Here is a 13,103-nt window from a genome sequence, read left to right as displayed (position 1 = left end):
TTGTCGTTCCGCTTAGCGTCCGCTGGGCACACTTACTCTCGCAGTCCCCGTGCGGGCACGGGGAAGGATGGTTTCCGCAGAAGGGCTCCTGAGGTGTTCACAAGCGTTCTGATGATCGAGAAGCCCCTGACGTCCGTCGACGTGGATTTCGTCACCACCCTGCACGGCGACGAGGGCGTTTCCTTCATCGTTCTGATGCAGCCGCGCGGTGACCAGGCCGATGTACTGCTGCGCGCCATCGACGACGTCGCCATGGGCGAACTGAGGGAAGCGGCCCGCGAGGGCGAAGAGCCGGAGGGCAAGGAGGCGCGGCCGCTCGCCGAGCAGGCCCTGGAGCGCTCCCTCCAGGCGCTGAGAGACGCGGGCTGCGAGGCGGTCGGACAGGTGGTCGAGGACCACCCCCTGGACAAGATGAAGTCCGTGGTCGACGAGGTCGACGCCGACGAGGTGATCGTCCTCACCGCCCCCCACTACGTGGAGGAGTTCTTCCACCGCGACTGGGCGTCCCGGGCCCGCCACAAGGTCGGCGTCCCGGTCCTGAAGCTGTTCGCCCACAGCGAGGAGTAGCCGGTCCACGGCCGGCCGGCCCGGGCGCCCGCCCGGGCCGGCCGCCCCCAGCCACTAGGCTGGAGCGCGACAGTTCGCCGCAGCATCCGCACGTACTCCGGGGAGAGAACCGCATGGCACCCGCCATCCCTGCCGCCATGGAACGGCCGCACTTCATCGGCATCGGCGGTGCCGGAATGTCGGGCATCGCGAAGATCCTCGCCCAGCGCGGCGCCAAGGTCGCCGGCAGTGACGCCAAGGAGTCGGCGACCGCCGCGTCCCTGCGCGCCCTGGGCGCCACCGTGCACATCGGTCATGCCGCCGCGCACCTCGCCGACGACGCCACCGCCGTCGTCGTCTCCAGCGCCATCCGCGCCGACAACCCCGAGCTGGCCCGCGCCGCCGAGCTCGGCATCCCGGTCGTCCACCGCTCCGACGCGCTCGCCTCCCTCATGGACGGTCTCGGCGCGATCGCCGTCGCCGGCACGCACGGGAAGACGACGACCACCTCCATGCTGGCCGTGGCCCTCACCGAGCTCGGTCTCGACCCCTCGTACGCCATCGGCGGCGACCTCGCCGGCCCCGGCACCAACGCGCGGCACGGCGACGGCCGGATCTTCGTCGCGGAGGCGGACGAGAGCGACCGCAGCTTCCAGAAGTACGACCCCGAGGTCGCCATCGTCCTCAACGTCGAGCTGGACCACCACGCGAACTACGCGTCGATGGACGAGATCTACGAGTCCTTCGAGGCGTTCGCCGCCAAGATCCGCCCCGGCGGCACCCTCGTCGTCGGCGAGCATGCGGGCGCCCGCGAACTGGCCCGCCGCGTCGCCGGGCGCGAGGGCCTCACCGTGCTCACGGTCGGCGAGTCCGAGGACTCCGACGCCCGCATCCTGAAGATCGTCCCGAACGGGATGAAGAGCGAGGTCACCGTCGCCCTCGACGGCACCGAGCACACCTTCACCGTCTCCGTGCCCGGCCGCCACTACGCCCACAACGCCGCCGCCGCCCTCGCCGCCGGCTCCCGCGTCGGCATCGACCCGGCCGAGCTGGCCCGGGCGCTGACCGCCTACACCGGCGTCGGCCGCCGCCTCCAGTTGAAGGGGGAGGCCGCGGAGGTCCAGGTCATCGACTCGTACGCCCACCACCCCACGGAGATGACCGCCGACCTGGAGGCCATGCGCGGCGCCGCCGGGGCCGCCCGCCTCCTCGTCGTCTTCCAGCCGCACCTCTTCTCCCGCACCCAGGAGCTGGGCCGGGAGATGGGCGAGGCCCTCGCGCTCGCCGACGCCTCCGTGGTCCTGGACATCTACCCGGCCCGCGAGGACCCGATCCCCGGCGTCACCAGCGAGCTGATCATCGCCGCGGCCCGCGCCGCCGGCGCCGACGTCACCGCCGTCCACGACAAGGAGGCGGTGCCGGAGGTGATCGCGGGAATGACCAAGCCCGGCGACATGGTTCTGACCATGGGCGCGGGCGACGTCACCGACCTGGGCCCGAAGATCCTGGACCGGCTCGGCCGGCCGGGCCGGCTCGAGCGGTAGGGAAGGCAGGGAGCGAGCTCATGGCGTACGAGGTCGAGAAGACCGACGAGGAATGGCAGGCCGAGCTGACCCCGGCGGAGTACCAGGTGCTCCGCCTCGCCGGCACGGAGCCCGCCTTCCGCGGTGAGTACACGGACACCAAGACGAAGGGCGTCTACTCCTGCCGCGCCTGCGGAGCGGAGCTCTTCACGTCGAACGAGAAGTTCGAGTCGCACTGCGGCTGGCCGTCCTTCTACGACCCGAAGGACAGCGACGCGGTCGAACTGGTCGCCGACACCTCCCACGGCATGATCCGCACCGAGGTCCGCTGCGCCCGCTGCGGCTCCCACCTGGGCCATGTCTTCGAGGGCGAGGGCTACCCGACCCCGACGGACCAGCGCTACTGCATCAACTCGATCTCGCTGCGGCTCGAGCCCGACGAGAGCTGAGCCCCGAGGCACCCCCTCCACCGGACCCGAGCCGGCCCGCGCGTCCGCGCGGGCCGGCTCAGTCGTTCCCGGGGGCCTCCTCCGGCGCCGCCGCCCCGCACACCGGGCACAGCCCCCGGTACGTGATCTCCACGCCCGTCACCGTGAAGCCGAAGCGCTCCGTCTCCGGCAGGCCGACCATCGGGTCGCCCTCCGGGTGGACGTCGCGGACCGTGCCGCAGCCCGCGCAGACCAGGTGCTGGTGGGCGCGGTGGGCGTTCGGGTCGTAGCGCTTGGCGCGGCCCACGCTGGAGACCTCGATCACCTCGCCCAGCGAGACCAGCTCGCCCAGCGTGTTGTAGACCGTGGCGCGGGAGATCTCCGGCAGCCGCTCCGTCGCGCGCGCCAGCACCTCGTCCGCCGTCAGGTGGATGTGCTCGCCGTCGAGGACCTCGGCGACCACGCGGCGCTGGGCGGTCATCCGCCAGCCGCGTCGGCGAAGCCGTTCCAGCAGGTTGCTCATGGTCACCCAGCCTTGCACCGCGACATCAGAACGAATCGGCCATGAAGAGCTCGGGTCGGTCTGACCGTCGTATTGACTTGGACTGAGTCCACCATAGGATCTACTCCAGCAGTAGCCAAGAGGGTGTGCACCGGCCACACCGATACCCACACCGGCGCCTCGGCAGTCAGTACCCGAGCTCGCGATCCGAATGGTTCGGAAGGAAGACCCGATGTCTGAGCAGAATCACGATCCGCTGGTCACCGAAGACGAGGCGGCGAAGGGGGTCGGGGGCTGCCCGGTCGCGCACGACCGCGCCCCGCACCCCACCCAGGGCGGCGGCAACCGCCAGTGGTGGCCGGAGCGGCTGAACCTGAAGATCCTCGCCAAGAACCCCGCCGTGGCGAACCCCCTCGGTGAGGACTTCGACTACGCCGAGGCGTTCAAGGCGCTCGACCTCGCGGCCGTGAAGCGGGACATCGCCGAGGTGCTCACCACCTCGCAGGACTGGTGGCCGGCCGACTTCGGCAACTACGGCCCGCTGATGATCCGCATGGCCTGGCACAGCGCCGGCACCTACCGCATCAGCGACGGCCGCGGCGGCGCGGGCGCCGGCCAGCAGCGCTTCGCCCCGCTGAACAGTTGGCCGGACAACGGCAACCTCGACAAGGCCCGCCGTCTGCTGTGGCCGGTCAAGAAGAAGTACGGCCAGAGCATCTCCTGGGCCGACCTCATGATCCTCACCGGCAACGTCGCCCTGGAGACGATGGGCTTCAAGACCTTCGGCTTCGCCGGCGGCCGCGAGGACGTCTGGGAGGCCGAGGAGGACGTCTACTGGGGCCCCGAGACCACCTGGCTCGGCGGTGACGAGCGCTACAGCGGCGACCGCGAGCTGGAGAGCCCGCTCGGCGCCGTGCAGATGGGCCTCATCTACGTCAACCCGGAGGGCCCCAACGGCAACCCGGACCCGATCGCCGCGGCCCGAGACATCCGCGAGACCTTCCGCCGGATGGCGATGAACGACGAGGAGACCGTCGCCCTCATCGCCGGTGGCCACACCTTCGGCAAGGCCCACGGTGCCGGCCCGGCCGACAACGTCGGCGCCGACCCCGAGGCCGCCCCGCTGGAGCAGCAGGGCCTCGGCTGGAAGAACTCGTACGGCACCGGCAAGGGCGCCGACGCGATCACCTCCGGCCTCGAGGTCACCTGGACCACCACCCCGGCCAAGTGGGGCCACGACTTCTTCAAGCACCTCTTCGAGTACGACTACGAGCTCACCAAGAGCCCGGCCGGCGCCCACCAGTGGGTCGCCAAGGACGCCCCGGAGATCATCCCGGACGCCCACGACCCGGAGAAGAAGCACCGCCCGACGATGCTCACCACCGACCTGTCGCTGCGCTTCGACCCGGTCTACGAGCAGATCTCGCGCCGCTTCTACGAGAACCCGGAGCAGTTCGAGGACGCCTTCGCCCGCGCCTGGTACAAGCTGACCCACCGTGACCTCGGCCCGGTCGTCCGCTACCTCGGCCCGGAGGTCCCCTCCGAGGTCCTGCTGTGGCAGGACCCGCTGCCGGCCCGTTCGTACGAGCTGATCGACGACGCCGACATCGCCTCCCTCAAGGAGCGGATCCTCGGCTCGGACCTCACGGTCACCCAGTTGGTCTCCGCCGCCTGGGCCGCCGCCTCCTCCTTCCGCGGCAGCGACAAGCGCGGCGGCGCCAACGGCGGCCGCATCCGCCTGGAGCCGCAGCGCAACTGGGAGGTCAACAACCCGGACGAGCTCGCCCAGGTGCTGCGCGTCCTGGAGGGCATCCAGGAGTCCTTCAACTCCGCCCAGACCGGCGGCAAGCAGGTCTCCCTCGCCGACCTCGTCGTCCTCGCGGGCACCGCGGCCGTCGAGAAGGCGGCCAAGGACGCCGGCCTCGACATCGAGGTCCCGTTCACGGCCGGCCGCGTGGACGCCTCCCAGGAGCAGACGGACGTCGAGTCCTTCGCCGCCCTGGAGCCGGCCGCGGACGGTTTCCGCAACTACGTGGGCAAGGGCCAGCGCCTCCCCGCCGAGTACCTGCTGCTCGACAAGGCGAACCTGCTGACCCTCTCCGCCCCGGAGACCACGGTCCTCGTCGGCGGCCTGCGCGCCCTGGGCGTGACCCAGCCGCAGACCTCCCTCGGCGTCTTCACCGAGACCCCGGGCAAGCTGACGAACGACTTCTTCGTCAACCTGCTCGACCTCGGCACGACCTGGAAGTCGACCTCCGCCGACCAGACCACGTTCGAGGGCCGCGACGCGGCCACCGGCGAGGTCAAGTGGACGGGCACCCGCGCCGACCTGGTCTTCGGCTCGAACTCCGAGCTGCGCGCGCTCGCCGAGGTGTACGCCTCCGACGACGCCAAGGAGAAGTTCGCGAAGGACTTCGTCGCGGCCTGGAGCAAGGTCATGGACCTGGACCGGTTCGACCTCGTCTGATCGGGTCGCCTGATCAGGTCGCCTGATCGGACTGAGTGAGACAGGGCCCCGGCGGTTTTCCGCCGGGGCCCTCCCTTATACCGGTCGTTTCAGAACGAGTCCGACCGAGCGCTCCGGTCCGCGAACGAGGCCGGCCACGCGACGTCATCGACCGCGAGCCACGGCGCAGCGGCTACGCCGGCAGGTGTCACCCCGGTGAAGGCTCTGACCTCGCGGTGGAGGTGGGCCTGGTCGACGTAGCCGCTCACGGCCGCCACCTGGGCGGCGGCGTTACCCGCCGCGAGGAGATGGGCGGCGTGGTCGAAGCGCACCAGCCGGGCGGCATGCTTGGGGGTGACGCCGATCTGGGAACGGAAGCGGGACCACAGGCGCTTGCGGCTCCATCCCACCTCGTTCGCCAGGCTGTCGACGCGCACCCGTCCCCGACGGGTGAGCATCATCTCCCAGGCGGCGGCCACCTCGGGATCAGGCGACGGGCGCGCGCCCATCCGTCGGCCGAGGGCATCGAGCGCGATCGTGAATCGCTCGTCCCACGACGTGGCGGCCCGCAGCCTTTCCTCGACTCGCCCGGCCTCGCGGCCCCAGACGTCCTCCAGGGAGACCACCGCCGCCCCGCCGAGGTCGGTCGACGCGCCGAGCACCGCAGCCGCCAGGACCGGTGACAACCGGATCTGGAGGCACTCGATCCCTCCGGCCGCCCGGCATCCGAAGCGAAGGTCGCCGGGTGCCAGTCCGACGACCGCGCTGCCGCATGCGCGCCCGCCGCGGGTGTCGTGGACCAGGCTGTTCTCGTTGCTCAGATCCACGAACAGGGTGACCGAGGGGTGCGCGACCATGGTGATCTCCACGTGCGCCGGGCCGCGTTGCCGGAACCCGGCCAAGCCGACCCCCGGCAGCCGGACCGGCTGTCGGGGCACGGCGACCTCCACCGACGTCCAGTCGAGTGGTGGTTCGGTGGGCTTCACAGCACCAGGGTAGGCGAGGGGCGTCAGCGGGCCGTCGCTGCGAAGTGCAGCAGCAACTCGCCGGTCGTCTCCGGTGCTTCGAGCATGGGGAAGTGCCCGACGTCGGGCAACAGCTCGACGCGCGCGTTCGGCACCGTGTCGTAGTGGTGCGCCGAAGCCGGGTCCCAGCGGGGGTCGGCGGCGCCGAAGATCACCAGAACAGGGACGTCGAGTGCGGTCAGGCGCGCGGGGAGGCTCCTCTCGGCGATGTACGCGCTGTTGTGGCGCAGCACCGTCCTGAACGTGCGGTAACCGATGCCCCGTACGTCGGCGATCAGGTCGTCCGGGACGTCCACCGGGCGCTGGCACACCGCGGTCACCCCCCGGCGGAGCATCGCGTCGGAACGGATTCTCCATACCAGCGGGCCGAGCGGCGGTCCGATCAGGACCCGGAGGAAGGCGGGCTGTGGAAGGAGCGCGTCGGGACTCGGTCCACTGCTGATGAGTGCGAGCGATCCCACCAGGTCCGGGCGCTGTTCGGCGAGGGCTGTGGCGATGTATCCGCCGCTGGAGTGCCCGGCCACGGTGACCGCACGAAGGCCCAGTTCATCGAGCGCCGCGGCCAGGCCGGCCGCCTGCGCGGGCACGTCGTACGACGGCGCGGGCGGGGACTGACCGTGGCCCGGGAGGTCGATCCGGATGACGTGATACCGGCCGGCCAGTGCCGGCACCACCGGGCCCCAGGAGCTGCCCGCGGCCCCCGATCCGTGGATGAGCACGAGCGGCGGCGCCTCCCGCGGGCCGTCGTGGACCACGTGCATCCCGTGCAATCGCCTACTGCCGAAGAGATCCATGCACGGGAGGATGTCCGGGCTGCCGGCCCTCGGTCTTGTACAAATGTCGTCACGGGGCGACGAAACGATCAGTCAGTTGCTCGTCGTGGCCAGCTTCGCCGCGAAGCCGAGGAACAGCGCCCCCGCCCCCGTCGTCAGCCCGGCCGAGAGCTTCCGGCGGCGGCGGAACTGCGCGGCGAGATACGTGCCGCCGAGGATCAGCGCGGTCACGTACGCGACGCTGATGACCTGGTAGACGAGGGCGAGCAGCACGAACGACAGGCCCGGGTGGGCGTAGTCGGGGTCGACGAACTGCACGAAGAACGAGATGAAGAAGAGGATCGCCTTCGGGTTGAGGACGGTGATCAGCAAGGAGCGCCGGAACAGCCGCCCCGGAGCCGTTGACGGCTCCGGGGCGTCCGTCTCGCTCTTCTCCTGCCGGCGCCGCCACATCGCCCAGGCCGCCCGGATCATGCCCACGGCGATCCAGGTGAGATAGCCGGCGCCGGCGTACTTCACGATGGCGAACAGCAGATCGTTCGTCTGGAGCAGGGAGGCGAGGCCGGCCGCCGTCGCCGTCATGAGCAGCGTCTCACCCAGGAACACCCCGGCCGCGGCACGGTATCCGGCCCTCACCCCGAGCCGCGCGGCGACCGAGAGCGTGAAGAGGGAACTCGGCCCCGGCAGCAGAATGATCAGCAGAGCGCCCAGGGTGTACGTGAGCAGGTTCTCGACTCCCAGCATTCCGGCACCTTCCTCCTGGAACCCCGGCGGGTTCGCCGCTAACCGACGTTGTTTCCCGTACGCACGTTGTGCGCGCTCACCATCTCGTCCACCTCGCCGATGCGCTCCAGGGCGTACTTCTCACTGATGTGGGTGAAGTTGTCCGCCCAGAAGGCTCCCAGCTCGTCGATGTCGAGCAGGTCCTGATCACCGAACCTGGCGAACATCTCCTCCCGGTCCTCCCGTGTCACCGTGATTCCGAGAGCGGCCAGGTAGCTGTCGATCTCGGCACTGCTCTTGAAGAAATTCGGCCGCTCGTAGTCGACCAGGAGATCCCAGGCCGGGCTGTTCGGCAACGGAATAAAGCGCGAGAACTCGACCGAGGAGAGCTCGACCTCGCCCAGCATCTGCCGGATTCCCGCGATGGTGCGGTCCAGCGTCTCCGGCCGCTCTCCCGGCGCGCCGGCGATGTACGAGGCGTGGACGGAGATCCCCGCCTTGTTGAGCATGCGGATGGCTTCGAGGTTGGTCTCGCCCGTCGTCTTGTTCTTCCGCTGGGCCTCCAGCATCTCGGGGTCGGCGGCGTCCAGGCCGATGTTGGCGCGGGTGACGCCGAGGCGCCGGAGCTTGTCGACGTTGTTGCGCTTGGTCAGGCCGAGGGCGCGCGCGTAGACCATGACCTGCAGTTCACCGTGGTCGATACGGCGCTTCAGGTGCGGCGGCATGGCGTCGATGAGGGCGTCCACATAGCGGGGGCTGGCGGTGAAGCTGTCGTAGACCTCGAAGAACAGGTTGATGCCGTGCTCGCGGTTGTACTGGTCGATCGCCGTCCAGAAACCGCGCGGATCACCGGTGTTGACCGTCAGATCGGCGATGGAGCAGTACGTGCAGCGCTTGTGGCCGTTCTCGCAGCCGCGCGCGTTGTTCACCGTCACGGGCCGCACCGTGTGGCCGTGGAGATGGCCGAACTGCTCACGGTAATTGTCGGCATAGACGTCGAGGACGTCGTCGATGAAGGAAAGGTCCGGAATGGTGTTGCGCAGGGCGAGCGCGTATTTCGGTGCCGGATTGACGTGGATCCGGCCGTCCTTCCGGTAGGCGAGCGAGGACACCTCCGACACGTCGGCGCCGTCGACCAGAGCGCGGACCAGTTGCACGAACGGTATCTCGCCGCCGTCGTTGGCTATCACGTAGTCGATCTGCGGCCTGTTGCGGAGGATCATCTCGGGAAAGAAGATCGCGTGATCGTCGCCGAGGACGACCTTCGCCCCGCCGGCCTTCGCGGTCTCGGCGATCTTCAGGGCCTCCGAGTAGGTCGGGGTCAGCGCGCTGATCCCCACGACATCGGGCGCGTAGTCCCGGACGGCCTGCCGCACGGTCTCGGTATTGCTGATGCCGCCGTCGACGACGCGGATGTCGACCCGGTCGCCCAGGGCGTCGCGGGTGGCCGTGGCGAGCTGGACGATCCCGATGTGCGGATAACAGGCGTAGTTCGAGGCGTTCCTGTTGGCCGTGGGGTTGGGGGCGTTCGCGAGCAGGACCTTCAACGTCATTTCATCACCTGGCACAGGCAGAGCGAAGCGGACGGGCCGCACGGACGGATCATGAACGGTTGCATGCGGGAAGTTGCTGTACCAGGCACCAATCGGCCAGCGTGGCGGCCGAAACCGGACGGTACGATTCCATTCGGCCAGAGGGAAACGATCAAGACAGACCGCGGACCCGCCCTGGCACAATGGCGCCCTCATCGAGCCGAACGATCAAGGGGTGGGGCACATGGCCGTCACGAGAAGGCTGTTCATGGGCGGATTCACGGCGGGGGCCGTGACCGTCGCCGTCGGAGCGACGGCGACCGAGGCCGAGGCGGCGGGGGAGACCACGACCTTCACCGGTCCGGTCGTCGCCCAGGGTCAGGTCACCGCCCCGCGGTACTACGCGGCGGCGCCCGGCGAGGGCCTGTACGTCAAGTCGGCCAACACCACCGGCAACGCGGCGACCGTCGTCCTGGAGGCGACCGAGGGCCCCGGCTCCGCCCTCAACGTCGTCTCCAAGAACCCCACCACCTCCGCCATGTACCTGCGGGGCACGGAGCGCACCGACCGGGGCACCCTCAAGATCGCCCACGTCGGTTACGCCGACGGCTCCGACGCCGGCGCCTCCGCCCTCTCCATCGACCTCCAGACCGCGGGCACCGCCTCCCAGGGCATTTTCGTCACGGCGACCACGGGCCCGACCACCGGCGCCCTGCTGGTCCTCCGCAACAACGCCGGCCGCGAGGACCTCACCGTCGAGGGCAACGGCCTCATCGGCATCGGCGTCGACCGCGGCGCCAACCCGCGCGCCCAGGTCCACATCGTGCAGCGCACGGACAAGCCGGGCCTCCTCGTCGAGGGCACCGTCGAGATCGGCAACGTGACGACGCCGCCCACCGGGACCGTCTCCGCCACCGGCGGCGGTGTCCTCTACTCCCAGGACGGCGACCTGTGGTGGCGCGAGAGCGGCGGCACGCCCCGCCGGATCGCCCTGGTCTAGGGAAGGGAGGAGAAACGATGGTGCAGCTCACGCCCGAAGAGCTGGTCGGCGAGTTCCAGGACGCCGTGGTCGAGCTCTACTTCGCCCGGAAGCGGATCCACGCCCTGGAGGCCGAGAACGCCGAGCTGAAGGCCCGGCTGGCCGCGGCACTGCCCCGTGAGGAGGAGGAACCGCGGCCGTGACCGCGAGTGGTCTCAGTGGACGGACAGGCCGCCGTCCACGAAGATCGCCTGCCCCGTGACGTACGCGGAGGCCCGGCTCGCCAGGAAGACGGCCGCCCCCTCGAAGTCCTCGGCGAGCCCGTTCCGCCCGGTCATCGTGCGGGCGGCGAGCTCCGCGACCCGGGCCGGGTCGGAGGAGAGCCGGACGTTCAGCGGGGTCATCACGAAGCCCGGGACGAGGGTGTTCACGGTGACCCCGTACGGCGACCACGCCTCCGCCTGCGAGCGGGCCAGGGACTCGAGCGCGCCCTTCGACACCCCGTACGCGCCGGACTGCACGAACGCCCGGTGCGCCTGCTGCGAGGTGACGTGGATGATCCGCCCGAAGCCCCGCTCGGCCATGCCGGGCCCGAATCGCTGGCCGAGGAGGAACGGCGCCTCCAGGTTCACGGCCATCGTGCGGTCCCACACGTCGTCGGTGAGCTCCGGCAGCGGCGGACGCAGGTTGATCCCGGCCGAGTTGACGAGGATGTCCGGCTCCCCGTACACGGCGGCGGCCGCCTCGGCCGCGGCCCGTATGCCCTCACGGGTGGAGAGGTCCCCGCTCACCCAGGCGGCGGTGCCGCCGAGTTCGGTCAGCTCGTCGACGGCGGTCTTCAGCTCCGCCTCCCGCCGCGCGACGATGACGACGGACGCCCCCGCCCGGGCGAGCGCGCGGGCGATGGCCTTCCCGATGCCGGAACTGCCCCCGGTGACGAGGGCGGTGCGGCCGGCGAGGGAGAACAGGTCGTCCAGATAGGCCACGACTACTGCTGCTTGCAGGTCGTCACGAACGCACCCCAGGCGGCGGGCGCGAGGGCGAGCTGCGCGTCCTCGGGTCGCTTGGAGTCGCGCACGTGCACGGTGCTGGGGCAGGCGGCGACCTCGACGCAGTCGCCGTCGCCGCCGCTGCTGTAGCTGGACTTGTGCCAGGAAAGCGCCACTTCGACGCAGTCGCCGCTTCCGCCGCTGCTGTAGCTGCTCTTGAACCAGGCCAGGTCTGTGGTGCTCATGTCGCTCCTCGCATCTGCCGCAACAGGCTCTGGGAGTCTTCCAGAGTAAGAGCCTGTGACCGCATCCTGGCATACCGCATCTGGAGGATGCCGACGTCTTTCGCGTCGGAGATGAGCAGACCGGCTCGCTGGCCCTCGACGTACCCGTACCAGCGGTTCTCGGGCGTCTCCAGTAACTGCATGGGCCCGTCGAGCCCCGCGTGATGGCACCTGCTCTGCTCCATCACCTGGATCTCGATGTTGCGCTGCTCGGACATCCGCAGGATGTGCTCGATCTGCGCCCGATGGACCTCCGGCCCGCCCGTCTCCCGCCGCAGCGCGTGCTCCTCGATGATGAAGCTGTACGAGGTGTTGGGGCGCTCGGTGAGCAACTTCTGCCGCTTCATGCGGGCGACGAGGTTCTCCTCGATCTCGGCGTCGCCCATCGGCGGCAATTGCTCCTCGAAGAGCGTCCGCGCGTACGGCTCGATCTGGAGCAGACCGGGAATGAGCCGACTCTCGTACGTGTAGAGGCACAGCGCGTTCCTCTCCAGCGCCGCCCACCGCCGAAACCAGTTCGCGAGCCCCGGCTCACGCGACAGATGCTTCGCCGCCCCCTTGATCGCCCCGAACGCGTCCAGGACCTCCTCCGACCTGTCCACGAGCTTCGGCGAAGGGAACCGCCGGCCCTGCTCCACGGAGGAGACCGTCTCCACCGAGTACCCCACCTGGGGCGCGAACTCCTCCTGAGTGAGCCGCGCCCGCCTGCGGAACGCCTTGAGCACCTCCCCGAACGCCTTCAGGCTGTCCGAGGTCTCCGGTTCCGTGTTGTCGTCCGTCGTCATCACGTCCACCTCCCACGCCGTATGGTCACGGGCCGTGATGAGTACTGTCCACCCTTCGCACCCGTACGCTTACGGAGCGTACGAGTTTCTGACCTGGGGGACCGCCCCGCGCGCCGCCACATTGGCCCCATGACTCCCTCGCAGACCCGCCAAGAGCCGGTTACCGTACGTGTGTTCACCCAGCGCTTCAGCTCCACCCCGCGCGGTGCCCGCCTCGCCCGCCGGCTCGCCCTCCACCAGCTCGACCGCTGGGGAGTCCCGCACGGCAGCGCCCCCTCCGACACCGCCGCCCAGATCGTCGCCGAACTCGCCGCGAACGCCGTCACCCACGGGCGCGTCCCGGGCCGGGACTTCGAGCTGACCCTCGCGTACGAGCCGGGGTGCCGCCTCCGTATCGACGTCTCCGACACCCGCACCGAACGCCGCCCCGCCCTCTCCCCGTCGGCGCTCCTCTCGGAGGCCGGTCGCGGCCTCCTCCTCGTCGACGCCCTCGCCTCCCGCTGGGAGACCCTGGACCGCCTCCCCGTCGGCAAGACGGTCCGCGCCGAACTCGACCTCCTCTAGCGAC

At 70.3% G+C, this 13,103-nt stretch carries 15 protein-coding genes; 7 read left to right on the top strand and 8 right to left on the bottom strand.

The genetic code is table 11. The features are described from left to right. Positions 1 to 93: 93 nt before the first annotated feature. From ABZ135_RS10815 to msrB, 3 genes are all read left to right on the top strand, one after another. The gene (locus ABZ135_RS10815; RefSeq protein WP_356694046.1) at positions 94 to 567 is read left to right on the top strand and encodes an indole-3-glycerol phosphate synthase; all 474 of its coding nucleotides are present in this window, start codon (positions 94 to 96) and stop codon (positions 565 to 567) included. A 113-nt stretch (positions 568 to 680) separates the two neighbouring features. Next, positions 681 to 2,090 (top strand): UDP-N-acetylmuramate--L-alanine ligase, encoded by a 1,410-nt coding sequence (gene murC, locus ABZ135_RS10810; protein ID WP_356694044.1) that lies wholly within the window; start codon positions 681 to 683, stop codon positions 2,088 to 2,090. A gap of 20 nt (positions 2,091 to 2,110) precedes the next feature. Continuing rightward, positions 2,111 to 2,518 (top strand): peptide-methionine (R)-S-oxide reductase MsrB, encoded by a 408-nt coding sequence (gene msrB / locus ABZ135_RS10805; RefSeq protein ID WP_356694042.1) that lies wholly within the window; start codon positions 2,111 to 2,113, stop codon positions 2,516 to 2,518. Positions 2,519 to 2,576: 58 nt separating this feature from the next. Here the strand turns inward: msrB and ABZ135_RS10800 are convergent, their stop codons facing one another. Further along, positions 2,577 to 3,020: a Fur family transcriptional regulator gene (locus ABZ135_RS10800; RefSeq protein WP_356694040.1), complete on the bottom strand. Its 444-nt coding sequence runs from the start codon at positions 3,018 to 3,020 to the stop codon at positions 2,577 to 2,579. Positions 3,021 to 3,231: 211 nt separating this feature from the next. Here ABZ135_RS10800 and katG point away from each other — a divergent pair, with 211 nt between their 5' ends. Then, positions 3,232 to 5,466: a catalase/peroxidase HPI gene (gene katG, locus ABZ135_RS10795; RefSeq protein ID WP_356694038.1), complete on the top strand. Its 2,235-nt coding sequence runs from the start codon at positions 3,232 to 3,234 to the stop codon at positions 5,464 to 5,466. Between the two features lie 89 nt (positions 5,467 to 5,555). Here katG and ABZ135_RS10790 read toward each other — a convergent pair whose 3' ends face one another. From ABZ135_RS10790 to ABZ135_RS10775, 4 genes are all read right to left on the bottom strand, one after another. Continuing rightward, positions 5,556 to 6,431: a helix-turn-helix domain-containing protein gene (locus tag ABZ135_RS10790; RefSeq protein WP_356694036.1), complete on the bottom strand. Its 876-nt coding sequence runs from the start codon at positions 6,429 to 6,431 to the stop codon at positions 5,556 to 5,558. A gap of 23 nt (positions 6,432 to 6,454) precedes the next feature. Beyond that, positions 6,455 to 7,264: an alpha/beta fold hydrolase gene (locus ABZ135_RS10785; protein ID WP_356694034.1), complete on the bottom strand. Its 810-nt coding sequence runs from the start codon at positions 7,262 to 7,264 to the stop codon at positions 6,455 to 6,457. A gap of 72 nt (positions 7,265 to 7,336) precedes the next feature. Continuing rightward, on the bottom strand, positions 7,337 to 7,987 hold the full coding sequence (gene leuE / locus ABZ135_RS10780; RefSeq protein ID WP_356694032.1) for a leucine efflux protein LeuE: 651 nt from the start codon (positions 7,985 to 7,987) through the stop codon (positions 7,337 to 7,339). 38 nt (positions 7,988 to 8,025) lie between these two features. Continuing rightward, positions 8,026 to 9,519, bottom strand: a complete 1,494-nt coding sequence (locus tag ABZ135_RS10775) for a radical SAM protein (protein ID WP_356694030.1) — start codon at positions 9,517 to 9,519, stop codon at positions 8,026 to 8,028. Positions 9,520 to 9,742: 223 nt separating this feature from the next. Here ABZ135_RS10775 and ABZ135_RS10770 point away from each other — a divergent pair, with 223 nt between their 5' ends. Together ABZ135_RS10770 and ABZ135_RS10765 are read left to right on the top strand one after the other, a co-directional pair. Then, positions 9,743 to 10,498, top strand: a complete 756-nt coding sequence (locus ABZ135_RS10770) for a hyaluronoglucosaminidase (RefSeq protein WP_356694028.1) — start codon at positions 9,743 to 9,745, stop codon at positions 10,496 to 10,498. A gap of 17 nt (positions 10,499 to 10,515) precedes the next feature. Next, complete coding sequence (locus ABZ135_RS10765; RefSeq protein WP_356694026.1) at positions 10,516 to 10,680, top strand: hypothetical protein; 165 nt, start codon at positions 10,516 to 10,518, stop codon at positions 10,678 to 10,680. 12 nt (positions 10,681 to 10,692) lie between these two features. Here the strand turns inward: ABZ135_RS10765 and ABZ135_RS10760 are convergent, their stop codons facing one another. The 3 genes from ABZ135_RS10760 to ABZ135_RS10750 are packed head-to-tail and all read right to left on the bottom strand — an operon-like array spanning position 10,693 to position 12,535. Further along, positions 10,693 to 11,463 carry an SDR family oxidoreductase gene (locus tag ABZ135_RS10760; protein WP_356694024.1) on the bottom strand — a complete coding sequence of 257 codons (771 nt, stop codon included), beginning with the start codon at positions 11,461 to 11,463 and terminating at the stop codon, positions 10,693 to 10,695. A 2-nt stretch (positions 11,464 to 11,465) separates the two neighbouring features. Then, on the bottom strand, positions 11,466 to 11,711 hold the full coding sequence (locus ABZ135_RS10755) for a DUF397 domain-containing protein (RefSeq protein WP_356694022.1): 246 nt from the start codon (positions 11,709 to 11,711) through the stop codon (positions 11,466 to 11,468). Then, on the bottom strand, positions 11,708 to 12,535 hold the full coding sequence (locus ABZ135_RS10750) for a helix-turn-helix transcriptional regulator (protein WP_356694020.1): 828 nt from the start codon (positions 12,533 to 12,535) through the stop codon (positions 11,708 to 11,710). Before ABZ135_RS10750 ends, ABZ135_RS10755 begins: the two co-directional genes overlap by 4 nt. A 129-nt stretch (positions 12,536 to 12,664) precedes the next feature. Here ABZ135_RS10750 and ABZ135_RS10745 point away from each other — a divergent pair, with 129 nt between their 5' ends. Then, complete coding sequence (locus tag ABZ135_RS10745) at positions 12,665 to 13,099, top strand: ATP-binding protein (protein WP_356694018.1); 435 nt, start codon at positions 12,665 to 12,667, stop codon at positions 13,097 to 13,099. Positions 13,100 to 13,103: the final 4 nt, after the last annotated feature.

The organism is Streptomyces sp. NPDC006339, from assembly GCF_040612775.1.
Classification (GTDB): domain Bacteria; phylum Actinomycetota; class Actinomycetes; order Streptomycetales; family Streptomycetaceae; genus Streptomyces.
Note: the sequence above shows the minus strand (reverse complement) of the source record. Positions and strands in the feature narration are given on the sequence as shown.